A 23,805-nucleotide genomic window follows, 5' to 3' on the forward strand; every position below is an offset into this window, starting at 1 on the left:
GCCGGCTCCCGCACCGCGGGGAGCCGGCGTTCTCGGCGGGGACTCATAGGTCATGGCCCGGCACCCGGCTCAGGTTCCGGGGAGGATACGGCGCGTTTCGTAGGCCCACATCGCGATCTCGACCCGGTTGCGGGCGCCGAGTTTGGCCATCAGGCTGGCCAGATGCGTTTTCACCGTGCTGAGGCTGATGTGCAGTACATCGGAGATCTCGGTGTTGGTCAGTCCGCGGGCAACGGCGAGGAGTACCTGCTCCTCGCGGGCGGTGACGGGGGAGACCGGCTGGGTTGTGGGCCGGCCGGCGGGCAGGTCCGCGAACGCCCGGAGGAGACGGACGGTGACGCTGGGCGCGATGAGCGCCTCACCGTCGGATGCCGACCGTACGGCCTGGGCCAGAAGGTCTGGTCCGGTGTCCTTGAGGAGGAATCCGCGGGCGCCGGCTCGCAGTGAGCCGTAGACGTACTCGTCGAGGTCGAACGTGGTGATGACGACCACGACCAGGGGGTCGGCGACGCCGGGGCCGGCGAGCAGCCGGGTGGCCTCGAGCCCGTCGAGCAGGGGCATGCGGATGTCGAACAGACAGACGTCGGGGCGGAGTTCGCGGGCCAGGCGTACCGCTTCCTGCCCATCGGCGGCCTCGCCGACCACCTCGATGCCGGGCTGGGCGTTCAGCATGATCCGCAGCCCGGTGCGGATGATCGTCTGGTCGTCAGCGACGAGGACGCGAATGGACACCGCTCTCGCTCCTCGCTCTGGGCAGTTCGGCTTCGACATGCCAGCCCCGATCGGTACCCGGGCCGGCTCGTAGTGTGCCGCCGAGCAGGGTCGCGCGCTCGCGCAGTCCGGTAAGTCCGTATCCGTCGCGGCCCCGGCCGGTGCGCCGGCCGTTGTCGCGCACGCTCACCCGTACCGTGTGCCGTTCCGCGGCGACCCGGACGACGAGCTCGGTCGCGTCGGCCGCATGGCGCAGCGAGTTGGTCACCGACTCCTGCACGATCCGGTAGACGGCCGCGTCCACGGTCGGGGGCAGCGCGTCCAGTTCGCCGTCGAGCCCCAGGTCGACCCTGAGGCGACCACCCGGGGTGCGCACCAGGCGCTCCAGATCCGCGACTCCGGCAGGGGGCGCCAGCTCGGCTCCGATCCCGCGGTCGCGCAGCGCGGCGACCATGGCGCGCATTTCCTCCAGCGTGCGCGCCCCTTCCTCCTCGACCTCCTCCAGTGCCTTGACGGCGGCGGACGGGTCGGTGCCCGCGAGCACCGCGCCCGCCTGGGCGATGATCACCATGGCCGACACGTGGTGGGCCACCGTGTCGTGCAGTTCCCGGGCGAGTTGCTCGCGCTCGCGGGAGCGCACCTGCTCCAACTGCCGCTCGCGAGCGGTCACCCAGAACCGCACGGCGGCCCCGACCACGCCGGGCAGCAGCAGGAAGACGAAGCCCACGACCTTTTCGACGACCGGGGTCTCGTCCGCGACGACACACAGCGCGCCGACCGCGAGGATCACCGCGCCGCCCAGCACGATCTCGCGTCCCGATCCCCACCGGGGCAGCGCGTACACCAGCACCAGCACGACCACGCCGGTGTACAGGCCGACGGGCTCGCGCGCCGCGGCGACGAGCGAGGCCACCGTAAGCAGGAGAACCGAGCCGAACGCCAGCGTCACCATCGCCAGCGGGCGGGTCCGGCGCCACAGGAGCAGCAGGCACAGCCATACGGCGAGCACCGCCGCCGCCGGCCGCCACACGACGTTCTCGCGCAGGGTGGCCTCCAGCGCCACACCGGCAAGGCTCGCGGCGAGCAGCGCCCAGTCCCGCCGCACCCGGGCGGGCGCGTGGGGCGGCCGGGGTTCGGTCCACAGGGTTCGCAGGTCGTCTCGGAGCACGGTTCCCAGCCTAGGGACCGCGGCGTGCCGCGCATCGGCCGAAAGGATGGGTCGTCACTCCGCCCCGGGGCCGACGGATCCGCGGCCCGCGGGCCGATGCCGCGCAGCGCCGTGGCGACGAGCCTCGGCATCGGCGGCCGTACAAGGACGGCCGACGAGGTGGTTGGAGGACCCGATGCTCTCGAAAGCCCTGTTGCGCGTGGGCGCAAGCGCCGCCCGCCATCCCTGGCGGGTGATCGCGGCATGGCTGCTCGCCGTCACGCTCGCCGTCCTCGCCGCCGTCGCCTTCGGCGGGCGCACCGCGGACTCGTTGACCGCTCCGGGGCTGGACTCCCGACGGGCCGCGGAACTGATCGAGCGGGCAGGCACCGGCCAGGAGGGGATGACCGCCCAAGTGGTCGTCACCCCCCTCGGTGACAGTGCGACGTTCTTCGACGACGACGGCGCGCGCACCGCCCTCACGCGGCTGCGGGCCGAGGTGAAGCGGCTGCCGCACGTGCTCGGCACGAGCGACCCGGCGGGGGCGCTGGAGGCGGGCGGGGACACCGCCGTGCGCGGCGGACTCGTCTCGGCCGACGGGCGGACCGCGGTCGTCCGGGTGCAGTACCCCGACCAGAGCCGGCTGTCGACCGAGGACCTCGACGCCCTCGTCGATCTCGGCGACCGGCTGCGCGCCGAGCTGCCGCTGCACATCGAGATGGGCGGGAGCCTCTTCTACGCCTTCTCCGAACCCGCCGGCGGCGTAAGCGAGTTGATCGGCCTCCTCGCCGCGGCCGCGATCCTGTTCCTCGCGTTCGGTTCGTTCGTCGCCGCCGCGCTGCCGATCGGCATGGCGGTCTTCGGGCTGACCGTCGGGGTCGCCACGATGACGGTACTGGCGGGGGTGACGGAGGTCCCCACCTTCGCACCGGTCCTGGGCAGCATGGTCGGGCTCGGAGTGGGCATCGACTACGCGCTGTTCGTGCTCGCCAGGCACCGGGAGTACCTCGCGTGCGGGCTCGATCCGCAGGTGGCGGCCGGACGGGCGGTGGCAACGGCGGGGCGGCCGGTGGTCTTCGCCGGCGGCACCGTTGTCGTGTCGATCCTCGGCCTGGCGGTCGCGAACGTGCCGTTCATGACAGTGGGCGGGCTCGCCGTCTCGATCGTCGTCCTGACGATGGTGCTCGCGTCGGTGACGCTGCTGCCGGCCTTCCTCGGCGCGGCAGGCCCGCGCCTGGCCCGGGCCGGCCGGATCGGCCGGGCTCTGCAGACCGGGAAGCTGGGCCGCCGACTCGCACGGCGGCGGGACCCGGCGGCAGGCGCCGCCCACGCCGCCGGGTGGCGTCGCTGGATCGGGCACGTTTGCCGGCACCCGGTGCCGTACGCGGTCGGCGCGGCGGGGCTGCTGCTGACGGCGACGCTGCCCGTGCTCGGCCTGCGCGTCGGCCTGCCCGACGACGGCTCACTGCCGCAGAGCCGTACCGAGCGACGCGCCTACGACCTCGTCGCCGAGGGGTTCGGTCCGGGCACCAACGGTCCCCTCGTCATCGCTGTGGAACCCTCCGGCGATCGGGGAGTGGTGGACCGTCTCGTCACCACGGTCGCGGCGGATCCGGGCATCGCATCCGTCGCGCCGGCGCACATCGATCGGACCACTGGCATCGCGACCCTCGTGGTGTTCCCGACCACCAGCCCTCAGGACAAGGCCACGGCCGACACCATCGCCCGGCTGCGCACCGACGTGCTGCCCACGGTGATCGGGCACGGTCCGGCCGGCGCGCACGTCGGCGGGGCCGCCGCGAGCCTGTCCGATGTGGGCCAACGCACCAGCGAACGCCTGCCGGTGTTCGTCGCCGCCGTGCTGGCGATGTCGTTCCTGCTGCTGATGCTGGTCTTCCGCTCGGTCGTCGTACCGCTCAAGGCGGTATTGCTGAATCTGCTGAGCATCGGTGCGGCCTACGGCATCATGGTCGCGGTCTTCCAGTGGGGCTGGGCAGGCGCACTCATCGGGCTGGAAGCGACGGTTCCGATCGTGTCGTTCATCCCGATGTTCCTCTTCGCCATCCTGTTCGGCCTGTCGATGGACTACGAGGTGTTCCTCCTGTCCCGCGTGCGCGAGGAGTACCTGCGCACCGGCGACAACGGCACGGCGATCGTCGAGGGCGTCTCGCGCACCGCCCGGATCATCACCTCGGCGGCCCTCATCATGGTGGCGGTCTTCCTGTCCTTCGCCGTCGCCGAGGACCCCTCCACCAAGATGTTCGGGCTCGGCCTGGCCACCGCGATCTTCATCGACGCCACGGTCGTACGCATGGTGCTGGTACCGGCGACCATGACACTCCTCGGGAGGACCAACTGGTGGCTGCCGAAGTGGCTGGACCGGACGCTTCCCCGCGGCCCGGTCGGCGCCGACGAGCCCGACGCGCAATCCACGGGTGAGGCCCCGCGTCCACGGCTGGTTGACCGTTGACTCAGGCAAATGTTGCGTTGTGCCGGCGGTGTTTGTGGGAGCGAGGGTGTCATGTCGGCGGAGGTACACCAGGCCGACCAGCGTACGCAGGTGCGGCGGCAGCGTGCGGCTGCGGTCACCCTCCGATGTGGATGATGCGCACATGTGCGCCCGGTACAAGGACGCACACCGCCGTGGAGCGCGTGCGCGGAACGTCACCCGGTCCCGTCCAGGCGATCGGGCGCTGGAGGACGAGATCGCGCCGGGCCGGGTCCGGATCGGTCGAGGGTAGTGCCCAGTCCGGAGGTGAAGCGCCCTCAGGGCGGCGGTCGAGCTCGAGCAGGTGACCGCGAAGCACTGGCCGCGATCATCTTCGTGGCCACGTCGGGCTGCACCTGGCGGCAGCTGCCGCCGGCACCTCCCGACCCCTCTCCCGCGCCCCTCAACGCCACCACGCGCATCGTGCGGCGGGGGAGTTGCGACGGTGCCGGCACCCGTGGGGTCGCCACCCGCTGAGGAACCGTCCGGAGGGTAGTCGCTTGCCATGACTGTCTACGGATTACACGCCTCGCACGAGCAGATTCCGCCCGCAGATCTGCTCGACGCCGTGGTACGTGCGGAGCAGGCGGGCTTCACCGCCGCCATGTGCTCGGACCACTTCTCGCCGTGGAGCGTGCGTCAGGGGGAGTCCGGCTTCGCCTGGTCATGGCTCGGAGCCGCCCTCCAGGCCACCGACCAGATGCCGTTCGGTGTGGTGAACGCGCCCGGCCAGCGCTACCACCCCGCTGTCGTAGCTCAGGCGATCGCCACGCTCGCGTCCATGAACCCGGGCCGGTTCTGGACCGCGCTCGGCACCGGAGAGGCCTCCAACGAACACATCACCGGCGCGGGTTGGCCCCGCAAGGACATCCGCTCCGCGCGCCTGCGGGAGTGCGTCGACGTCGTTCGGGCGCTGCTGCGGGGCGAGGAGGTCAGCCACGACGGGCTGGTGACCGTGGACCGGGCACGACTGTGGACGCTGCCGCCCGAGGAACCGCCGCTCATAGGGGCCGCGTGCAGCACTGCCACCGCGGCCTGGTGCGCCGAGTGGGCGGACGGACTGATCACGGTCAACGCCCCTGTCGAACGCCTGCGGGAGATCATCGGCGCGTACCGTGACGCGGGCGGCCGTGGACCTCTCCACCTCCAGGTGCATCTGAGTTGGGCACCCGACGAGGCGGAGGCGCTTGCCCTCGCGCATGACCAGTGGCGGACCAATGTCCACGCCCCGCCCGCCAGTTGGGACCTCGACTCCGCGGAACTGTTCGACGTCGTCAGCGAGCACGTCACCCCCGAGCAGGTCGCGCGCACGGTCGACGTCTCCTCCGACCTCGGCCGGCACGCCGCCCGGCTCCAGGAGTACGCCGACCTGGGGTTCGAGGCGGTGATGCTGCACCACGTAGGCCGGGAACAGGCCGCGTTCATCGACGCGTTCGGCGCCGAGGTACTGCCGCGACTCGACGTGACCCGCCCGATCCCCGCCACGGCCAAGGAGTACCGATGCGTCTGACACGCACGTCCGACCTGTGGTGGAAGAACGCGGTGGTGTACTGCCTGGACGTCGAGACGTACCAGGACGGCAACGGCGACGGCATCGGGGACTTCGCGGGGCTCACCCAGCGCATCGACCACCTGGTGCGCCTCGGCGTGACCTGTGTGTGGCTGATGCCCTTCTACCCCACACGGGAGCGCGACGACGGCTACGACATCACGGACTTCTACGGCGTGGACCCGCGCCTGGGCACCCTCGGCGACTTCGCCGAGTTCGTGCGCACCGCCCGCGACCGCGGCATCCGCGTGATCGCCGATCTCGTCGTCAACCACACCTCCGAGGACCACCCCTGGTTCAAGGACGCCCGCTCCGGCCGGGAGTCCGCCCACCGCGACTGGTACGTATGGACGGACGAGCCCCCCAAGGACGGCCCCCAGGGCGTGGTCTTCCCCGACGCGGAGGACAGTCTGTGGGAGTACGACGAGGGCAGCGGCCAGTACTACCTGCATCGCTTCTACAAGCAGCAGCCCGACCTCAACGTCGCCCACCCCGAGGTCCGTGACGAGATCGCCCGCATCATGGGCTTCTGGACCCAGCTCGGCCTGTCCGGCTTCCGGGTCGACGCCGTGCCCTTCCTGCTGGAGACCGACGGACAGAGCGACGCGGAACAGCTGCCCGACCCGCACGAGTACCTCGCCGACCTGCGTGCCTTCCTCGGTCGCCGCAACGGCGAGTCGGTCCTGCTCGGCGAGGTCAACCTGCCCTACGACGGCACCATCCGGTTCTTCGGCGACCCCTCCTCGGACCGCGGCGACGAACTCACCATGTGCTTCGACTTCGTCGCGATGCAGCAGATGTACCTGTCGATGGCACGCCACGACGCCAGGCCGCTGGCCGCCGCACTGCGCGACCGCCCCGAGGCGCCGCGCGACGCCCACTGGGCCATGTTCGTGCGCAACCACGACGAACTCACCCTCGACAAACTCAGCGACGCCGAACGGGCCGAGGTGTTCGCGTCTTTCGGCCCGGACAAGGACATGCAGCTGTACGACCGAGGGCTGCGCCGCAGGCTCCCGCCCATGGTCGACGGCGACCGACGGCGCGTCGAACTGGCCTACAGCCTGCTGTTCACCCTGCCGGGTACCCCGGTGCTCTTCTACGGCGAGGAAGTGGGCATGGGCGAGAACCTGGCCGCGGAGGGACGCCAGGCCGTACGCACCCCGATGCAGTGGACTCCACAGAAGACCGCCGGGTTCTCCACCGCCGAGCCGGACGCCTTCCCCAACCCGTTGGTGGACGGCGCGTTCGGTCCCCAGAAGATCAACGTGTACGAGCAGAGCCGCGACCCCGCTTCCCTGCTGAGCCGCATGCGTCTGTTCATCGAACGCTACCGGGAGACTCCCGAACTGGCCTGGGGTGACTACCGGTTGCTCACGACGGGGCAGGACGCCGTGCTGGCGCACGTCTGCCACGCCGGTGACGGCACCGTCCTGGCCGTACACAACTTCGCGGACCGGCCTCACACCGTACGGCTGGAACTGGCCGAGGCTGGATCCGGTGGACGGTTGACGGATCTGCTCGACGAGGGACACACCGGTCTCAAGTCAGGCGAGGACGGCATGTTCGAGGTCGACCTGCCCGCGTACGGCTACCGGTGGCTCCGCGTCGGCACCCCGGCGGACGACCCCGAAAGCATCGCGTCCGACTGACAGGCCCATGAGCGGGGTCCCGACCCATCGGCGGAGCCGCGAGTGTGCCGCGCCCGGGGGGCCGGTAGCGGTACCCCCGCCCATCGGCACCACAGCCGCGGTACACACAGAGGGCGGTGATGACGACACTCGATCCGACCGCCCAACACAGGAGGGAGCCGACGGCCAGAACCTCGGCCGGGCGCTCTACGACAGCGGAGCCGAACGGCAGACCGCACCCGGACGGGCCGCCGCTCGGACCGGTCCCGCCCTCCGGCATCGGGATGCGTGGCGCGTGCGGGTCCTGCCCCGCAAATAGCGTCTACTCCGACGGCACGCCCTCACAGACCTACGTCTACGACCTTGCGAGCCTCTCGACGGAAGCCGGCTACGCCACCGGCCAACCTGACCTACAGCAACGACGACACTCTTCGCCTCACCCGTTACCTCCATGTCCACCGGCAATGCGGGTCCAGCCCTTCGGCAAGGTTCCCGGCCACCTCGCGGGGTGGGGTGAACACGCAGGGCCACCACGCGGCACCACTTGTTCCGACGAACGTCCACCAGCCGCCGCCCCACAAGCCCCGCGACGGATCAGACCTCCGTGAGCGCCAAGGGCCCCCACGCGTCAAGCCGGAGAGGGCAGGCCAACGTTCTGGGTGTGCGCAGGTGGTTCAGCAGCACCCGTCTTGGACTCAAGACGATTCGCGTACGACGAGTTCCGTGGGAAGTGTGACGCGCCTGCGCGGCCTTTCGGGATCGCTGATCTCCTCCAGGAGGATGCGTCCGATCATGGCGCCGATCTCCTCGACGGGCTGGCGCACGGTGCTGAGGGGCGGATTGGTGTGCCGGGCGATGATGGAGTCGTCGAACCCGACCACGGCCACGTCGTCGGGGACGCTCCTGCCCTGCCTGCGCAGCTCGGCCAGAGCCCCCGCCGCCATGACGTCCGAGGCGACGAAGACGGCGTCGAGTTCAGGGACTTGTTCAAGGAGTGAACGCATCGCGGCCCCGCCGCCCTCCTCGGTGAAGTCGGCCGAGGCCACGAGCCGGTCCGTGCCCTGGTGGCCGGCCTTCTCGAGGGCCTCGCGCCATCCCTGGAGTCTGCTGCGCCCTACCTCCATGTCCAGCGGACCACTGATCGTGGCGACGGTGCGCCGCCCCCGCGCGAGGAGGTGGTTGACGGCCGTCGCGGCCCCGCCGGTGTTGTCGGAGTGCACGTGGCTGAGCGACTCGTCGGGGGAGCGGCGTCCGGCGAGCACCGTGGGCAGCCCCATGTCCTCCAGCAGCCCGGGCAGCGGGTCGTGCTCGTGCACGGAGACGAGGAGGACCCCGTCTACACGCCGTTCCGCGACCGACTGGGTGAGCTGGTCGCGCTCTGCCTGGTCGCGGATGAGTACCAGTTGGAGCTGTGTGCGGGTTTCCGCGAGGGCGGTGCTGACACCGCGGATGACCGCCGAGAAGTAAGGCTCCGAGCCCAGCTTGCTCTCCGACTCGGGGATCACCAGAGCCACGGAGTTCGTCCGGCTCGTCACCAGGCCCCGGGCAACGGAGTTCGGGACGTAGTTCAGCTCGGCGATGGCGGCGAGGACGGCGGCCCTCGCCTTCTCGCTGACGAGTTCGGAGCCGTTGATGACTCGTGAAACCGTGGTGCGTCCGACGCCGGCGCGGGCTGCCACGGTGATGATGGTCGGGCGTTGCCGTTCCCCCATGGCGCCTCCCTCGCTCGGCTCTGCCTGGACGGCTTTCACCTGCGCATTGTGCCAGATCCGAGGAGGGCACCCGCAGCACGTGCGTGCGGACCCGCGACATCTTTCCGCAACGAAGTGGATTCAACTTCTTGACAGACGCCTTCCGGGGCGGCGAGGCTGCGGCTCCTGAGTGGGCACGTTCCCACCGTCAAATGGGAACGTTCCCACCGAACAAATCGTGCCTGCGGAGCGGACCGCAGGGCGCGATCTCCGGTGCGTCAGCGCCGCCGCTAGGAGGATGAAATGGACAAGTTCCGAAGCGCCTTGCGTACGAAAGCCGTGGCCGCCGTGTCGGTCACGTCGGCTCTCGGCCTGATCGTGGGCTGCGGGGGCAGCGACGGAGGCACCGGAGGTGGCAAGAAGGACGGCAAGGTCACCATCACCATGGGGCTCTTCGGCGTCATGGGCTTCAAGGAGACCGGCCTGCTCGACAAGTACATGAAGGAACACCCGAACGTCGTCATCAAGGCGGACGTGGCGGGCGACGAACAGACCTACTACACCGCCCTGCAGACCCACCTGGCCGCAGGCAGCGGACTGAAGGACATTCAGGGCATAGAAATTGGTAGGGCCAAGGAACTGTCCGACACCCAGAAGGACAAGTTCGTCGACCTCGCCGGAGTGGCCGGGACGGACCACTTCCTTCCGTGGAAGCAGAGCCAGGTCACCACCACCGACAACAAGGTCATCGGCCTCGGCACCGACATCGGCCCCATGGCCGTCTGCTACCGCAAGGACCTCTTCGAGCAGGCCGGCCTGCCCACCGACCGCGACGAGGTCGCCAAGCTGTGGGAGGGCGACTGGTCGAAGTACGTCGCCGCCGGCAAGCGGTTCAAGCAGGACTCCAAGGACGACAAGGTCGCCTTCATGGACAGCTCCAGCGGACTGTTCAACGCCATGATCTACGGCAACTCCCAGCAGTTCTACGACAAGCAGGGCAAGCTGATCTACGCCACCAACCCTGTCGTGCAGGACGCGTGGAAGCTGGCCTCCGAAGCGGCCACGTCCGACCTGACGGCCAAACTCCGTCAGTTCCAGCCCGGTTGGGACCCCGGCCTGGCCAACAGCACGTTCGCCAGCACCGTCTGCCCGGCGTGGATGCTCGCGCACATCAGCGAGAAGGCGGGACCGAAGAACAAGGGCAAGTGGGACGTCGCCAAGGCACCCAAGGGCGCCAACTGGGGCGGATCGTTCCTTGGCGTGATGGAAAAGAGTCCCGTCAAGAAGGAGGCGCAGGACCTCGTCGCCTGGCTCACCGCGCCCGAGCAGCAGGCCTACCTCTTCGAGAAGATCGGAAACTTCCCCTCGTCGCAGACCGCGTTGGAGATGCCCGAGGTCGTCGATGCCACGTCGGACTACTTCGGTGGCGCGCCCATCGGAAAGATCTTCGGCGCCGCGGCCCAGGAGATCCCCGACGAGCAGGTGCTCGGCCGCAAGGACGGCACCATCAAGGACATCTTCTCGCAGGGTCTGACCTTGATCGAGGCGCAGAACAAGAGCCCGAACGAGGCGTGGAAGACCAGTGACGAGCGGATTGAGAAGGCCGCCGGCTGACCTGGGGCCCCTGCCCGTCGCCCGGCGCCCCACGCGTGGCCCGCATGGGGCCGCCGGGCCCCTGCCCGCCTCTCCAACCCTCCAGGAAGGACGCCTTCCGGTGGCCATCTCCACCTCCACACCCCCCAACGGCGCGCCCGGCGTCACAGCGGAGCATCAGCGCCGCCGCACGCTGCTGCACCGCCTCGACGTCCGCGGCGCCCCGTACGCCTTCGTCGCCCCGTTCTTCATCGTGTTCGCCGCCTTCAGCTTCTACCCGCTCATCTACACCTCGTGGATCTCGCTGCACCGCGTCGAACTGTCGACCCTGAACCTCATGGAGTGGGTCGGTTTCGGCAACTACACGGCGCTGTGGGAGGACGACCGTTTCTGGAACGCGCTGCTGAACACCTTCACCATCGGTGTCCTGTCGACCGTGCCCCAACTGCTGATGGCACTCGGACTGGCGCACCTGCTCAACTACCGGATGCGCGGCTCCACGTTTTTCCGTGTCGCCGCCCTGACGCCGTACGCCACCTCGGTCGGTGCCGCCGCCCTCGTGTTCACGATGCTCTTCGAACGCGACTTCGGCATGATCAACTGGATGTTGAGCCTCGTCGGCGTCGACAACCTCGACTGGGAGAACAACAAGTGGGCCGCGCAGACGGCGATCTCCTCCATCGTGATCTGGCGCTGGACCGGCTACAACGCGCTGCTCTACCTCGCCGCGATGCAGGCGATCCCGCGCGACCGCTACGAGGCCGCGGCCATCGACGGCGCCTCGCGGTGGCAGCAGTTCCTGAAGGTCACCGTGCCCGGCATCCGTTCCACCATCGTGTTCACCATCGTGCTGTCCACGATCGGCGCCACGCAGCTCTTCGGTGAACCCCTGATCTTCGGCCAGGGCCCGAACGGCATCACCGGGGGAGCCGACAACCAGTACCAGACCCTGGGTCTGCTGCTGTACGAGGAGGGCTGGAAGAACTACCAGATGGGGCGGGCCGCCACGGTCGCCTGGGCGATGTTCCTGCTGCTCATCGTGGTGTTCGTCGTCCAACGCATCGTCAAGCGCTTCACCACGCGCAGGACCTGACCGGGAGATCTTCATGACCACAGACAGCATCCCGGCCCGGGCGACGGACGCACCTCCCGAGGCCGTGCGCAAGACCCGCAAGTCCACCCCGCCCGGTGGGCGGCCCCTCCGACTGTTCCGGCACCCCGGTGCCGGGCGCCAGCACCACGCGGGACCCGTCGCCTACATCCTGATGGGGCTCGCGGCGCTGGTCTCACTGTTCCCGCTGTACTGGACGATGGTGGCGGCCTCGACCGACAACACGCGCGTCACCCAGACACCTCCGCCCTTCCTGCCAGGACCCCATCTGCTGGAGAACCTCGGCAAGGCCTGGCAGGACGCCGCGCTGGGCAAGGCCATGCTCAACAGCCTGATCGTGGCCGGCGTGATCGCCCTGTCCACGGTCCTGTTCGCCACCCTGGCCGGCTTCGCGTTCGCCAAACTCCGCTTCAAGGGCCGCAACGTCCTGCTGATGCTCGTGATCGGCACGATGATGGTGCCGCCGCAACTGGGCGTCGTACCGCTGTTCATGATGATGACGGAACTGGGCTGGGGCCAGAAGCTGCCCGCCGTCATCTTCCCCACCCTTGTCAGCGCCGTCGGCGTGTTCTTCATGCGGCAGTACCTGGCCGAAGCGCTGCCCGACGAACTCGTCGAGGCCGGACGAGTGGACGGTGCGCACTCCCTGCGCATCTTCTGGAGCATCGTGCTGCCGATCGCCCGGGCTCCCATGGCCGTGCTGTTCATGATCACGTTCGTGCACGCGTGGAACGACTTCTTCTGGCCCTTCATCGTGCTCGACATGACCAACCCGACCGTCCCCGTCGCTCTCACCCAGCTCAGCGCGGGCTATGTGCGCGACCAGTCGCTGATCATGGCGGGCGCACTGCTCGGCACGCTGCCTCTGCTCGCTCTGTTCATCGTCTTCGGCCGCCAGATCGTCGGCGGAATCATGCAAGGCGCGGTCAAGGGGTGAAGGCCGCACCGTCCCCTCGTCGCCGCGATTCATCGACGCCCCTTGCCCCGCTTCGCCCCTCCCTGCCCGCACATCATCTGGAAGGACCCACGTGAGCACCGCAACCCGACGCCTCGCGCCCGCCCCGGAGACCAGCACCGTCCGCACTTTCCCGCCGGGATTCACCTGGGGCACGGCGACCGCCGCCTACCAGATCGAGGGGGCCGCCTCCGCGGACGGACGCACTCCTTCGATCTGGGACACCTACTCGCACACCCCCGGCAGGGTGCGCAACGGTGACACCGGCGACGTCGCCACCGACCACTACCACCGGTGGCGCGAGGACGTCGAGATCATGGCCGACCTCGGAGTGAGCGCGTACCGGTTCTCCCTGTCCTGGTCGCGCGTACAGCCGACCGGCCGCGGCCCGGCCGTCGAAAAGGGACTCGACTTCTATCGCGCCCTCACCGACGCACTGCTGGAAAAGGGCATCGAACCGGTTGTCACCCTGTATCACTGGGACCTGCCACAGGAGCTGGAGGACGCCGGAGGCTGGCCCGAGCGCACCACCGGCGACCGGTTCGCCGACTACGCGGCCCTGGCGGCTCGGGCGCTGGGAGACCGGGTGAAGACCTGGATCACCCTCAACGAGCCCTGGTGCAGCGCCTTCCTCGGATACGGTTCAGGCGTCCATGCGCCCGGCCGCACCGACCCCGTCGCGGCCCTGCGCGCGGCACACCATCTCAACCTCGCCCACGGCAAGGCCGTACAGGCCCTGCGCGCCGAACTGCCCGCACGCGCGCAGACATCCATCACCCTCAACATTCACCACGTACGCGCGCTGACCGAAGCAGCCGAGGACGTCGACGCGGCCCGACGGATCGACGCACTGGCCAACCGTGTCTTCACCGGCCCACTCCTGGAAGGCCACTACCCCCAAGACCTCTTCCAGGACACGGCGAGCCTGACCGACTGGTCCTTCATACGGGACGGCGACACCGCCACCATCCACCAGCCGCTGGACTTCCTGGGCGTCAACTACTACACGCCGACGCTCGTCTCCGCGGCCACCGGCGAGGCCAGCCACGGTTCCGACGGCCACGGCGCGAGCGAGCACAGCCCCTGGCCCGGCGCCGACAACGTCGCCTTCCACCGTCCGCCGGGCAGCACCACCGCCATGGGCTGGGCGGTCGACCCCAGTGGTCTGTACGACCTGCTGACCCGTCTCAAGGCAGACTTCCCCGCGATGCCACTCATGATCACTGAGAACGGGGCCGCCTTCGACGACTACGTCAACCCGGAGGGCGAGGTGGCCGACCCCGAGCGCATCGCCTACCTCCACGGCCACCTGTCGGCCGTCCACCAGGCGATCAAGGCCGGTGTCGATGTCCGGGGCTACTTCCTGTGGTCTCTGCTGGACAACTTCGAGTGGGGTTACGGCTACAGCAAGCGCTTTGGTGCGGTCTACGTCGACTACCCGACCGGCAAGCGCATCCCCAAGTCCAGCGCGCGATGGTATGCCGACGTGGTCCGTACCGGCAGTCTGCCGTAGGAGCGCGGCTGGAGCCGGTGAGGGCGGGGCGGTTTGCGATCCTCCTTCGGCCCCGAATGAGCGTGAAGGGTTCGACTTCTTGATGGCGCTCGATCCGCTCCTCACTCTGTGCTTCGACGGTGAAGGTGCGTTGGGTGCACCGGCATGGCCCGTCGCCACGACGCAGAGGTGGGCGAGGCTTGTTCGGCGCCGCCGGGGCCTCGCTCCTCACCGGCCGTAGCACAGGGAGCAGAGGGAGGGCAGGCCGTGGTCGGTCATGGACTGCGCGGCCTCTTCCCAGGAGGACCGGGCCGGGGGTACTCCATACCGCCGCCGAAGCCCTTGGTCATCACCAGGTCGAACTCGCCGTAGGTGTAGCGGCCGAACTCCTTGCCGAACCGCTCGACGGGCGTACACCCGCGCGCACATGGAAGTCACTGGCCAGGGCATAGGCGCTCTCGCCGGTCGACACGTATGGGTCGAGGTGCCATCCGTTCGTGTCGTGTACGGCGAGTACTGGCAGCGCGTTGCCCAGGAAGCGGAATGCGTCCTCGCGGCCGAAGCGGCCGTTGCGTTGGGGCACGGTGATGGACACGTCGAAGGAGAGGGCCGCCGGACGCCGACCGACACCTCGCCGATCCGGAGCTCTCGCCGGAAAGGATCGCCGCGGCGCACCACATCTCCGTGCGCTACCTGCACAAGCTCTTCCAGAGCGACGGGACCACCGTGAGCCGCTGGATCCAGCACCGCCGGCGGAGGAATGCCGACGCGAACTGAGCTGCCCCGGCCGAGCGTGTCTGATGCTGGCGATCAGCTCAGGGAGCGGTAGAAGTCAAGGTGCCGCTGCGCGGCCTCGGACCAGGTGTGGCGGGCGGCGAGTTCCCGGCCGGTGGTCTGCCGGGCGGGGTCGTGCCGGGTGAGGGCGTGGCCGAGCTCGTCGGCCAGGTCTTCCGGGGTGGCGCCGAAGCGGGCGGCGGGTCCGAAGACCTCGCGCAGGACGGGGAGGTCGCGGACGACGAGCGGGACCCCGGCGGCCAGCGCCTCCATCGCGGCGAGCCCGAAGCCCTCCTTGAGAGAGGGGAAGGCGAAGGCGTCGGCGGCCGCGACGAGCGCCGGGAGTGCGTCGTCGGGGACCGGTCCGAGGACGACGGGTTCGATGCCGAGTTCGGCGGCCCGGGTCTCCCAACTCGCCCGGTACGCACGGTAGTCGAAGAGGGTTTCACCGCCCGCGATGACCAGCCGCACGTTGGGATGCCTGGTCCGCAGGAGAGCGTACGCCTCCAGCAGGTCCAGTGATCCCTTGCGGGGCTCGATGCCTCCGACGCTCAGCACATAGCGGCCCAGCCGGTGCTTCCAGCGGTCTCGGTCGGCGGAGGCCGTGGTCGCGAACCGTTCGTAGGCCACACCGTTGGGGATGACCTCGGCCTTGAGCCCCCAGCCCTGGGCGAGTTCGCCGGCCACCGATCGTGAGACGCACAGGTGCGCGTACGGCTCGACGATGGCCCGTTCGTGGCAGGCGGCCAGTTCGGGCGTCGTGAACTGGTCGAGGTGGTGGACCGTGCGGACGCAGCGGCCCGCCGCGTTGGCGCTGATGCAGTCCTGGGCGTGGACGATGTCGTACGGGGACGGATCGAAGGCCGCGCTCAAGGTCGCGATGGAGCGCAGGATGCGTTCCCCGACCGTCTCGTCCTCGGGTCCGTCGGGGAAGGGCACGATCCGTACGCGTACGGCCGGGTCCACGGGCCGGAAGAAGCCGTCGTCGCCGCCCCGGCCCAGCGACCAGACCGTGACGTCCTGCCCGGCGGCGGCCAGCGCCTCGGCGAGGGCGAGGGTGTGGACGACGCCGCCGCGCGGCTTGGTGGAGTAGCTGAGCAGGGCGATCTTCACGAGGGTCCCTCCCGGTAGGCGGCGGGGCGGCGCTCGTCCAGGTGGCGCAGGACGCGGCGGGCCCGGTCCATCTCGGCGGCCACGTCGACCTCGGCGACGGCCAGGCCCGCCTTGGCCCAGGTGCGGGCGAGGATGTCTCCGCCGGGGCCGACTACCTTGGACTGGCCGAGGAAGCGCATGCCGCCCATGGCGCCGGTCTGGTTGGAGGAGGCGAGGACGACCTGGTTCTCGGCGGCGCGGGCCTGGTCGTACAGGTCGAAGAGCTTGGCCTGGCGGTCCTGGGCCATGCGCGGGGCGCGGTTGGTGATACTGGTGGGCCAGGCGGAGAGGCAGGCGAGGATCTCGGCTCCGTCCAGGGCGAGGGAACGGGCGGACTCGGGGAACGTCTTGTCGTAGTCGATGAGCATGCCGATCCGGCCGACGGGGGTGTCGAAGGCGTCGAAGCGGTCGCCGGGCGCGTACGCGGCCGTCTCGCCGGCCGGGAGGTGGACCTTGCGGTGGCGGCCCAGGACGCCGTCGCCGCTGACGCACACCGCGGCGTTGTACCGCTCGTCGCCGCCGTCCTCGCAGTAGCCGACGCACACGACCATCTCGGCGGCCAGCCGGGCGATTTGGAGGATCAGCGGGTCGTCCGGCTTGAGGGCCGGGGGCAGCGCCTCGGGGTCGGGGTGGCGCAGATCGGCGAGATAGCCGCCGAGCGCGGCGTCGGGCAGCACGAGCAGTCCGGCGCCCGACCTACGTGCGTCGTCGATGAGTTTGGCGATGCGGGCCAGGTCGAACTCCAGGTCGCGGCCGAAGTGGGCGGCGGCGGCCGCGATCCGGATGGTGCTCATGCGCTGTCTGCTCCTGCGTACGTGTAGGTTTCCGGGCGCCGGTCGCGCAGGTGCCCCATCGAGCGGCGGGCGGTCTCCAGGGCCTGGGCGACATCGAGTTCGGCGATCGCCACGCCGGCCTCGACACCGGTGTCGGCGAGGATCTCGCCGCCGGGGTCGACGACCTTGGCGCTGCTGACGAAGCGTAGCGACCCGAAGGTACCCGCCTGGTTGGCGGAGATCCACACGATCTGGTTCTCCAGGGCGCGGGCCCGGTCGAACAGGTCGAAGCGGCGCTTCCAGCGGTCGTTGACCAGGTCGGTCGCCGCGTTCGTCCGTGCGCCCGGCCAGGCCGAGACGACCACGCCGATCTCGGCGCCGTCGAGCGCCAGAGCGCGGGCCGACTCCGGGAACGCCTTGTCGTAGCAGATCATCATGCCGATCCGGCCGACCGGGGTGTCGAAGGCGTGGAAGCGGTCCCCGGAGGCATAGCTGGCGTCCTCGCTCAGCGGCTGGTGGACCTTGCGGTGATTGCCGAGTACACCGTCGCCGTTGACGCAGACGACGCTGTTGTAGCGGGCGTCGCCGGCGGCCTCGCAGTAGCCCGCGACCACGGTCATCTCGCCGGCCAGGGAGGCCAGTCGGCGGATCTCGCGACCGTCGAGGGCGAGCGCGGGCGGGCCCTCGTCCAGTTCGCTGTCGTCGTCGAGGCTGAGCAGGTAGCCGCCGAGGCAGGCCTCCGGCAGGGCGAGGAGCCGTACCTCCTGCTCGCGGGCCTCCTTGATCAACCGCTCGGCGATCGCGAAGTCCTCTTCGAGGTCGCGGCCGAACTCGGCGGCGACGGCGGCCATACGCAGGGTGGTCATGCGGTTCCCATCCCGGTCACGGTGGACGTGACCGCTTCGGTGATCTCTCCGTCGGGCCAGCGCAGCCCGACGCCTTGCCCCTCGGTCAGTTCCCCGCACACGGCGCCCGCCGCGGGCCCCGCGGGGAGCGGCGGGGCGCCGGGCTCGTCGGTGGTGAGCATCGCGAAGCCGGGGAAACACGTGAACCAGTCGCCCGTCGTCGCGGTCCTGGGACGGGGCACGGCGGCCACGTCGAGGACGGCTCCGCACCCGCTCGCCTCCGCGAGCATGCCGAGTGTCCCGGCGATCCCCGCCATCGACACGTCCTTCGCGGCGGCGGGCCGCGCAACGCCCACCGCGCGGGTCATGGCGTGCAGTTCGTCCGTACGACGGTGACTGGACGAGTCCCACTGGCGGCCCCGGTATCCGCGGCGCCAGCCGCCGCCGAGGTCCGCGGTCAGCCGCACCGCGTGCCCGGGCCGCCCACCGCCGCCCGGGACGGGGTGCGCGGTGCGGCCGAGCGCGGTCACCGACAGCGCTGCCGGCACGCCGAGTTGGGTGTGCCCGCCGAGGACCGGCACGCCGTAGGATATGGCCGCCTGCCCGAGTCCGGCGAGGACCCGCGCGGCGTGTGCGGCGTCCTTCGCGCCCACCGCGTCGAGCAGCCCGACCGGTGAAGCACCCATCGCCGCGAGGTCGTTGACATTCACGAGGACCGAGCACCAGCCCGCCCACTCCGGGTCGCGCTCGACCATCGACGGCACGATGGCGTCGCAGGCGGCGATCACATCCGTACCGGGAACCGGCGCTCCGTCGTCGCCGACGAAGCCGGCGCCACCGAGGGAGGCCAGGATGCCCGGGGTGCCGGCACCGCCGGGTGAGCCGGTGCCGGCCCGCGCCCCCACTCCCAGGGCCCCGCCGACCGGGTCCTGGCCGAGGGCACGGGCCGCCGCTGGGGGGAGGGCGGCGAGGAGCGGCCCGAGGGGCGACTTGGTGGCCGTCACGAGAGCCGCGATCCGCCCGATCGGCCACCGCATCAGCACGTGCGGCGTGTCCGCGATCGTCGTCTCACGCACCGAGCGCCAGCCGAGCCGCTTGAAGAGGACCGTGCTGCGGGCCTGGACGGTCGCGTCGAAGCGCAGCACGCCCTCGGCCTCCGCCCGCGCGCAGGCGGCCCGGACGAGTGCGGCGCCGATGCCGTGCGGGCCGCGGGCGCCGGGAGCGACGACGAGCCGCCCGCCGGCCCACCAGCCGAGGTCGGGGCCGTCGGCGACAGGACCGAGCCGTACCCCGCCGACGACGGTGCCCCCATGGTCCTTGGCGACCAGCACGAGGGTGCGGGGGTCGGCGTCCCGGTCGTCGAGATCGTGGCCCGTGAACAAGCCCTGCTCGTGGACGAAGGCGTCTCGACGCAGCCTCTGGTAGGCGGCCAACTCCGCTTTTCCAGTGGCCTGTTCGATGTGGAAGGCGGGCCGGCGGGCGAGGGTGCTGCGGTCGCCGAGCAGCGCCAGGATGTCGACCGGCCCGTCCGCCATGGGCGGTGCCGTGGATCCGTCGAGGTACACGGCCCTCACCCGCCTGCCGTCCTGAGCACGCTGCACGCCCCGCAGGCGGCGCAGCCCGCCTTCTGGTCGGCGCCGCTCATCCCGGCCGCGCGCAGCCTGGCCGCGACGCCCTCGGTGACGTACCTCAGCAGCTCCGCGTCAGGCGCACGGACCCCGTCGCGGGCGGCGAGCGTGCCGCCCATCGGGCGGAAGGGGACGACGAAGGGGTACACGCCCCGGTCGATCAGCCTGCTCGCGCCCGCGATGAGTTCGTCGGGATCCTCGCCGAGGCCGACGAGGAGGTAGGTGGAGACCCGGTTGGGCCCGAAGACCCGTACCGCCTCGTCCCACGCGGCCTCGTAGTCGGCCAGCGGGACCGTCGACTTGCCGGGCATCCAGCGTCGGCGCACCTCGTCGTCGAGGGACTCGACGTGGATGCCGATCGCGGTGGCCCCGGCATCGTGGAGCGCGCGGATCCAGGCCAGGTCGCCGGGCGGTTCGCACTGCACCTGGATGGGCAGGCCGGGGACGGCTGCGAGGACGGCGCGCACGGACCGTACGAGGGTGCGGGCGCCGCGGTCGGGTCCGGTGGTGGTGCCGGTGGTCATGACCATCTGCTTGACGCCGTCCAGTCGTACGGCGGCCTCGGCGACCTCGGCGAGCTGTGCCGGGGTCTTGGCAGCCACGGTGGCGCCGGAGCGCAGGGACTCCTCGATGGTGCAGAAGCGGCAGCGGTCTGACTCGGCGTAGCGGATGCAGGTCTGCACGACCGTCGTGGCGAGGACGTCGGCGCCGTGCAGGCGGGCGATCTGCTCGTAGCCGACGCCGTCGGCGGTCGTCAGGTCGTAGAACTTCGGACGGCGTACGGCGGTCAGGGTGAGGCCGGTGTCCTTGAAATGTCCGGTCTCCTCGCCGAGCCAGACCTTGCCGTCGCGTACGGAGTAGGGGCTGTCCGGGTTGGTGGGCAGTGCGGCGTTGGCACCGTCGACGAGGACGTGTCCGTCGTCGCTGGGCCCCGCGCCGTCGGGCCTGCGCACGGGCGGTTCCAACGCGACGCCGTGCAGGGCGAGTTCGGCGCGGGTCATGATCCGCACGTCCACCGTTGTGTTGGTGCCAACGCTCACGGCCTTCCCCTTACAGCTGGTAGGTGGAGTTGATGATGGCGCCCTTGCGGGCGTAGTGGATCAGCGCGTCCTGGACGTCCAGGGGGTGGGTGGGGATCACGCCCTCGATGAGGTCCTCCTCGCGGGCGCCGTGCAGGGACAGGCCGAAGCGGCAGCAGTAGACCTTGCCGCCCTCGGCGATGAACGTCTTGAGCTGGTTGTTGATGTTGTGCTCGCCGGGGAAGGCGGAGTTGCCGACGGTCGGGAAGCCACGCGTGGCAAGGCAGTTGAGGGAGCCGGGGCCGTAGAAGTAGATGGCGGTCTCGAAGCCCTTGCGCAGGGCGCGGGTGGCCTGCAGGACGGCGACGAAGGACACCGAGGACTCGTGGGCGATGCCGTGGACGAGGGTGAAGTACGTTTCGCCGTCCTCGGCCTGGTAGTCGGGGAACACCTTGGTGGAGCCGTAGATGCTGGTGCCCTCGGGGAGTGAGGGGTGCGGGATCTCGTCGAGGGACTTCTGCTCGACGTCGGAGAGTTCGGCGGTGACGACGGATTCGGACATGGCTGTCTCCCTGTACGTGGTGTGGTCGGGGTCGGTGGTCAGTCGTAGAGCGCGGCGAAGGTGTCCCGGAAGACGAGGTCGCCGAGTTCGCCGCCGCCGGTGGCTTCGGCGAGTCGGGCGTATTCGCCGGTGAAGTCGCCCCACGGCTGGTCGCTGGCGAAGAGCACCCGGTCGTGGCCGATGCCGCGGTGCTCGATCTGCTGGGCCGGCCAGCGGGGTGTGAAGCCGATGGACCAGGAGAGGTCGGTGTAGACACGCTTGCCGGCGGTGATCCAGTCGAAGAACCGGGAGCCGACAAGTTTGATGTGGCCGCTCATGCCGCCGCCGAAGTGCACGAGATGGACGGGCACGTGGTCGCCGTACCAGTCGACGAGGTGGCCGACCTCGTCGATGTCGGAGGCCGCCCCCGGAGAGGTGTGCACGTGGACCACCAGGTGGTGGCGGGCCGCCTCGGCGAAGATCCGGTCCAGCATCGGGCGGCAGGCCGGATCGGTGGGGCGCCCGCCCAGCAGGAAGCTCAGCTTCAGTGCCTTCACGCCCCGTTCACCGGCCAGCGCCAGGGCGAGCTCGGTTCGCTCCGAGTCCTCCGGGCGCGGCGACACCCACAGTCCGGCCCGGATCCGGTCGTCGCTCTGGGCCGCCTCGATCGCCAGCTCGTTGAAGGAAAAGGCGATCGCGGGGTCGGGGACACCGTAGTTGGGGATGACCAGGGCGCGTTCCGTGCCCTTCGCGTCCCGGTCGGCGATGAGCTGCTTGACCGTGGCGCGGGCGGTGGTGTCCGGGTTGACGGGCGGGCCGCCGTAGAAGGGGTAGGCGGGCAGGACGCCGATGTGGCGGTGTGCGTCGTAGACCATGTTTCCGGTCCTCAGCTTCCTCAGCCGATCGGGAGGGCGGAGACGAGTTCCGTGGGGGCGCCGGTGAGGGCACCGCAGACGTCCGCCATGCGGCGCGAGGCGTCGATCTGGTTCGCCAGGAACTCGGCGTCCCGGCCCACCGCCTCGAAACGTCCGGAACCCCACGAGTACTGCCAGGGCAGGCCCAGGAAGTACAGGCCCGGCGTGCTGGTGGCGCCCCGCCGGTGCATCGGGTAGCCGCGGCCGTCGAAGGCCGGTATCTCGACCCACCGGTGGTCGCGGGTGAAGCCGGTCGACCAGACGACGGAGGTGATACCGGCGGCCTCCAGATCCAGCGAGGCCGCCTGTTCGGAGGGCTCCCAGACCGGTACGTACCGTGCCTCGTCCGGGGCGTCGATCCCCTGCGCGGCGATGTACGCGTCGATGCTGTCCTTGATGCCCTCGGCCACCGCGTCCGCCCGGTCGAGGTTGACCTTCAGATCGTCGGCGAACTCCAGCCGCGTTCCACCGATGCCGGTCAGCCGCCCGTACAGCCGCATCCCGTCCCGGGCGAAGGCCCGCAGATCGATGTCACGGCCCCCGTCCCGTCCGGTGACGTAGTGGTTGACGCGCATGCGCACGGCACCCGCGTCGTCGAAGTCGCCGATGTCCTTGGCGTAGTAGCCCATGTCGTCCAGCCAGGCCACACAGTCCCGGCCACGGTAGAAGCGGGCCACGCGCGGCGCGCTGCCGACGGCCAGGTGGACCTGTCGGCCGGCCAGGTGCAGGTCCTCGGCGATCTGGCACCCGGACTGGCCGGTGCCGACCACCAGGACGGCGCCCTCGGGCAACTGGTCCGCGTTGCGGTAGCGGGACGAGTGGATCTGCTCGACGCCGGCGGGCAGCCGCTCGGCCATCCGCGGAACGGACGGGGTGTGGTACGGGCCGGTGGCCACCACCACCTGGTCGGCGGTGAAGTCGCCTTCCGATGTGGTGAGTTCGAAGACACCGCTCGGGGACCGCCGCAGTCCGTCGACGGACACGCCCTCCACCAGCGGGGGCTGGAAGAAGGCGACGTACTCCTCCAGGTACCGGATGATCTCGTCGCGGACCATGAAGCCGTCGGGCTCGTCCCCCTGGTAGGGGAAACCAGGCAGTTTGCACTGCCAGTTGGGGGTCACCAGACAGAACGAGTCCCAACGGCGGTCTCGCCACTCGTGGCCGACCTGGTTCCGCTCGACGACGACGTGCTCGACGCCGCGTTCGCGCAGACAGTAACTGACCGACAGCCCGGCCTGACCGCCACCGACCACAGCCACCGGGTAGTGGGCCCCGGCCAGCCGCCGCGGGCTCACCGCGGGCTCCCGTCGGCGTTGTGCAGGCCCTCGACGGTGACCTTGGCCCCGTCGAGGGAGGCGTAGGCGGCCGCGGTCTCCTCGATGAGCGCCAGCTGATCGGAGGCTCCGGTGCAGGCGAACCCGTACTTCTCGCGCACCCGGTCGCTCGCGATACCCAACGCGGTTCGGCTCCGCTCCACGAAGTCGCCGAGCTCGTAGACGCCACCGGTGGTGAGGTAGTCCTCGATCACCGTGGAAGGTGAGTAGCAGCGCTGGGTCTCTCCGTCGGGCCAGCGCACGTGGAAATACAGCTCAGGCATGAAATCCTCCATGCGAGACGCCGAGGTCTTGGCGCCTCGGCGCTGCTTGTGACGACCACTTCAGCCAGCGGGAATTACCGAACGAGGTCATCCGGAATAAAGCGGAGTTACGGAGTCCTCACGGGTGGTGCCGGTTCATGCACGCAGAGTTGCCTCTCAGGCAAAAACGGGGCCGCCGATCGTCGTGCCCCGCA

Annotated in this window: 21 protein-coding genes and 3 pseudogenes; 9 read left to right on the plus strand and 15 right to left on the minus strand. The window is 70.3% G+C overall.

Going from position 1 to position 23,805, the window contains the following annotated elements:
* Window positions 1-69: 69 nt before the first annotated feature.
* Together K4B79_RS44400 and K4B79_RS44405 are read right to left on the minus strand one after the other, a co-directional pair.
* Window positions 70-732 carry a response regulator gene (locus tag K4B79_RS44400; RefSeq protein WP_232033151.1) on the minus strand — a complete coding sequence of 221 codons (663 nt, stop codon included), beginning with the start codon at window positions 730-732 and terminating at the stop codon, window positions 70-72.
* Window positions 707-1,879: a sensor histidine kinase gene (locus K4B79_RS44405; RefSeq protein WP_232033152.1), complete on the minus strand. Its 1,173-nt coding sequence runs from the start codon at window positions 1,877-1,879 to the stop codon at window positions 707-709. Before K4B79_RS44405 ends, K4B79_RS44400 begins: the two co-directional genes overlap by 26 nt.
* A 175-nt stretch (window positions 1,880-2,054) precedes the next feature.
* Here K4B79_RS44405 and K4B79_RS44410 point away from each other — a divergent pair, with 175 nt between their 5' ends.
* The gene (locus K4B79_RS44410; RefSeq protein ID WP_232033153.1) at window positions 2,055-4,328 is read left to right on the plus strand and encodes an MMPL family transporter; all 2,274 of its coding nucleotides are present in this window, start codon (window positions 2,055-2,057) and stop codon (window positions 4,326-4,328) included.
* Window positions 4,329-4,367: 39 nt separating this feature from the next.
* Here the strand turns inward: K4B79_RS44410 and K4B79_RS44415 are convergent.
* Both K4B79_RS44415 and K4B79_RS48790 read right to left on the minus strand, forming a co-directional pair.
* Window positions 4,368-4,457 (minus strand): annotated as a pseudogene (locus K4B79_RS44415) (IS5/IS1182 family transposase); the annotation flags it as partial.
* Window positions 4,444-4,650: a DUF6338 family protein gene (locus K4B79_RS48790; RefSeq protein WP_374208586.1), complete on the minus strand. Its 207-nt coding sequence runs from the start codon at window positions 4,648-4,650 to the stop codon at window positions 4,444-4,446. The gene K4B79_RS48790 and the pseudogene K4B79_RS44415, both read right to left, overlap by 14 nt.
* On the opposite strand from K4B79_RS48790, the pseudogene K4B79_RS44420 reads away from it, so the two are divergent.
* The 3 genes and pseudogenes from K4B79_RS44420 to K4B79_RS44430 form a co-directional block, all read left to right on the plus strand.
* Window positions 4,593-4,721 (plus strand): annotated as a pseudogene (locus K4B79_RS44420) (transposase); the annotation flags it as partial. The gene K4B79_RS48790 and the pseudogene K4B79_RS44420 overlap by 58 nt on opposite strands.
* 130 nt (window positions 4,722-4,851) lie before the next feature.
* The gene (locus K4B79_RS44425) at window positions 4,852-5,856 is read left to right on the plus strand and encodes a TIGR03885 family FMN-dependent LLM class oxidoreductase (RefSeq protein WP_232033154.1); all 1,005 of its coding nucleotides are present in this window, start codon (window positions 4,852-4,854) and stop codon (window positions 5,854-5,856) included.
* Window positions 5,847-7,547, plus strand: a complete 1,701-nt coding sequence (locus K4B79_RS44430; RefSeq protein WP_232033155.1) for an alpha-amylase family protein — start codon at window positions 5,847-5,849, stop codon at window positions 7,545-7,547. Before K4B79_RS44425 ends, K4B79_RS44430 begins: the two co-directional genes overlap by 10 nt.
* Window positions 7,548-8,221: 674 nt before the next feature.
* Here the strand turns inward: K4B79_RS44430 and K4B79_RS44435 are convergent.
* Complete coding sequence (locus tag K4B79_RS44435; RefSeq protein ID WP_232033156.1) at window positions 8,222-9,238, minus strand: LacI family DNA-binding transcriptional regulator; 1,017 nt, start codon at window positions 9,236-9,238, stop codon at window positions 8,222-8,224.
* A 282-nt stretch (window positions 9,239-9,520) separates the two neighbouring features.
* On the opposite strand from K4B79_RS44435, the gene K4B79_RS44440 reads away from it, so the two are divergent.
* From K4B79_RS44440 to K4B79_RS44455, 4 genes are all read left to right on the plus strand, one after another.
* Window positions 9,521-10,831 carry an extracellular solute-binding protein gene (locus K4B79_RS44440; RefSeq protein WP_232033157.1) on the plus strand — a complete coding sequence of 437 codons (1,311 nt, stop codon included), beginning with the start codon at window positions 9,521-9,523 and terminating at the stop codon, window positions 10,829-10,831.
* 100 nt (window positions 10,832-10,931) lie between these two features.
* The gene (locus K4B79_RS44445; protein ID WP_232033158.1) at window positions 10,932-11,903 is read left to right on the plus strand and encodes a carbohydrate ABC transporter permease; all 972 of its coding nucleotides are present in this window, start codon (window positions 10,932-10,934) and stop codon (window positions 11,901-11,903) included.
* Window positions 11,904-11,916: 13 nt separating this feature from the next.
* Window positions 11,917-12,858 (plus strand): carbohydrate ABC transporter permease, encoded by a 942-nt coding sequence (locus K4B79_RS44450; protein WP_232033159.1) that lies wholly within the window; start codon window positions 11,917-11,919, stop codon window positions 12,856-12,858.
* A 91-nt stretch (window positions 12,859-12,949) separates the two neighbouring features.
* Window positions 12,950-14,389, plus strand: a complete 1,440-nt coding sequence (locus K4B79_RS44455; RefSeq protein WP_232033160.1) for a GH1 family beta-glucosidase — start codon at window positions 12,950-12,952, stop codon at window positions 14,387-14,389.
* Between the two features lie 328 nt (window positions 14,390-14,717).
* Here K4B79_RS44455 and K4B79_RS44460 read toward each other — a convergent pair whose 3' ends face one another.
* Window positions 14,718-14,963 carry a hypothetical protein gene (locus K4B79_RS44460; protein ID WP_374208585.1) on the minus strand — a complete coding sequence of 82 codons (246 nt, stop codon included), beginning with the start codon at window positions 14,961-14,963 and terminating at the stop codon, window positions 14,718-14,720.
* Between the two features lie 26 nt (window positions 14,964-14,989).
* On the opposite strand from K4B79_RS44460, the pseudogene K4B79_RS48885 reads away from it, so the two are divergent.
* A pseudogene (locus K4B79_RS48885) lies at window positions 14,990-15,159 on the plus strand (helix-turn-helix domain-containing protein); the annotation flags it as partial.
* 19 nt (window positions 15,160-15,178) lie between these two features.
* On the opposite strand, the gene K4B79_RS44465 reads toward K4B79_RS48885, so the two are convergent.
* The 9 genes from K4B79_RS44465 to K4B79_RS44505 are packed head-to-tail and all read right to left on the minus strand — an operon-like array spanning window position 15,179 to window position 23,611.
* On the minus strand, window positions 15,179-16,255 hold the full coding sequence (locus tag K4B79_RS44465; protein ID WP_232033161.1) for an MSMEG_0565 family glycosyltransferase: 1,077 nt from the start codon (window positions 16,253-16,255) through the stop codon (window positions 15,179-15,181).
* A complete protein-coding gene (locus tag K4B79_RS44470; protein ID WP_232033162.1) occupies window positions 16,252-17,088 on the minus strand; it encodes a carbon-nitrogen hydrolase family protein in 837 nt (278 codons plus the stop codon). The genes K4B79_RS44465 and K4B79_RS44470 overlap by 4 nt, the downstream gene beginning before the upstream one ends.
* On the minus strand, window positions 17,085-17,933 hold the full coding sequence (locus tag K4B79_RS44475; protein ID WP_232033163.1) for a carbon-nitrogen hydrolase family protein: 849 nt from the start codon (window positions 17,931-17,933) through the stop codon (window positions 17,085-17,087). The genes K4B79_RS44470 and K4B79_RS44475 overlap by 4 nt, the downstream gene beginning before the upstream one ends.
* On the minus strand, window positions 17,930-19,447 hold the full coding sequence (locus K4B79_RS44480; RefSeq protein WP_269464721.1) for an MSMEG_0567/sll0787 family protein: 1,518 nt from the start codon (window positions 19,445-19,447) through the stop codon (window positions 17,930-17,932). Before K4B79_RS44480 ends, K4B79_RS44475 begins: the two co-directional genes overlap by 4 nt.
* Window positions 19,448-19,482: 35 nt before the next feature.
* A complete protein-coding gene (locus tag K4B79_RS44485) occupies window positions 19,483-20,580 on the minus strand; it encodes an MSMEG_0568 family radical SAM protein (protein ID WP_232033165.1) in 1,098 nt (365 codons plus the stop codon).
* Window positions 20,581-20,590: 10 nt separating this feature from the next.
* The gene (locus K4B79_RS44490) at window positions 20,591-21,121 is read right to left on the minus strand and encodes an MSMEG_0572/Sll0783 family nitrogen starvation response protein (RefSeq protein ID WP_030049047.1); all 531 of its coding nucleotides are present in this window, start codon (window positions 21,119-21,121) and stop codon (window positions 20,591-20,593) included.
* Between the two features lie 38 nt (window positions 21,122-21,159).
* Window positions 21,160-21,975 (minus strand): amidohydrolase family protein, encoded by an 816-nt coding sequence (locus K4B79_RS44495; protein WP_232033166.1) that lies wholly within the window; start codon window positions 21,973-21,975, stop codon window positions 21,160-21,162.
* A 20-nt stretch (window positions 21,976-21,995) separates the two neighbouring features.
* Window positions 21,996-23,309 carry an MSMEG_0569 family flavin-dependent oxidoreductase gene (locus tag K4B79_RS44500; protein WP_232033167.1) on the minus strand — a complete coding sequence of 438 codons (1,314 nt, stop codon included), beginning with the start codon at window positions 23,307-23,309 and terminating at the stop codon, window positions 21,996-21,998.
* Window positions 23,306-23,611: an MSMEG_0570 family nitrogen starvation response protein gene (locus K4B79_RS44505; RefSeq protein ID WP_232033168.1), complete on the minus strand. Its 306-nt coding sequence runs from the start codon at window positions 23,609-23,611 to the stop codon at window positions 23,306-23,308. The genes K4B79_RS44500 and K4B79_RS44505 overlap by 4 nt, the downstream gene beginning before the upstream one ends.
* Between the last annotated feature and the right edge of the window lie 194 nt (window positions 23,612-23,805).

The organism is Streptomyces lincolnensis, from assembly GCF_021173675.1.
Classification (GTDB): domain Bacteria; phylum Actinomycetota; class Actinomycetes; order Streptomycetales; family Streptomycetaceae; genus Streptomyces; species Streptomyces lincolnensis_B.

Coding starts and splice junctions, on each gene's coding strand:
- K4B79_RS44440 (WP_232033157.1), top strand. CDS start 9,521: ATGGACAAGTTCCGAAGCGCCTTGCGTACGAAAGCCGTGGCCGCCGTG.
- K4B79_RS44495 (WP_232033166.1), bottom strand. CDS start 21,975: ATGGTCTACGACGCACACCGCCACATCGGCGTCCTGCCCGCCTACCCC.
- K4B79_RS44470 (WP_232033162.1), bottom strand. CDS start 17,088: ATGAGCACCATCCGGATCGCGGCCGCCGCCGCCCACTTCGGCCGCGAC.
- K4B79_RS44435 (WP_232033156.1), bottom strand. CDS start 9,238: ATGGGGGAACGGCAACGCCCGACCATCATCACCGTGGCAGCCCGCGCC.
- K4B79_RS44450 (WP_232033159.1), top strand. CDS start 11,917: ATGACCACAGACAGCATCCCGGCCCGGGCGACGGACGCACCTCCCGAG.
- K4B79_RS44490 (WP_030049047.1), bottom strand. CDS start 21,121: ATGTCCGAATCCGTCGTCACCGCCGAACTCTCCGACGTCGAGCAGAAG.
- K4B79_RS44505 (WP_232033168.1), bottom strand. CDS start 23,611: ATGCCTGAGCTGTATTTCCACGTGCGCTGGCCCGACGGAGAGACCCAG.
- K4B79_RS44475 (WP_232033163.1), bottom strand. CDS start 17,933: ATGACCACCCTGCGTATGGCCGCCGTCGCCGCCGAGTTCGGCCGCGAC.
- K4B79_RS44410 (WP_232033153.1), top strand. CDS start 2,055: ATGCTCTCGAAAGCCCTGTTGCGCGTGGGCGCAAGCGCCGCCCGCCAT.
- K4B79_RS44480 (WP_269464721.1), bottom strand. CDS start 19,447: ATGGCGGACGGGCCGGTCGACATCCTGGCGCTGCTCGGCGACCGCAGC.
- K4B79_RS44430 (WP_232033155.1), top strand. CDS start 5,847: ATGCGTCTGACACGCACGTCCGACCTGTGGTGGAAGAACGCGGTGGTG.
- K4B79_RS44425 (WP_232033154.1), top strand. CDS start 4,852: ATGACTGTCTACGGATTACACGCCTCGCACGAGCAGATTCCGCCCGCA.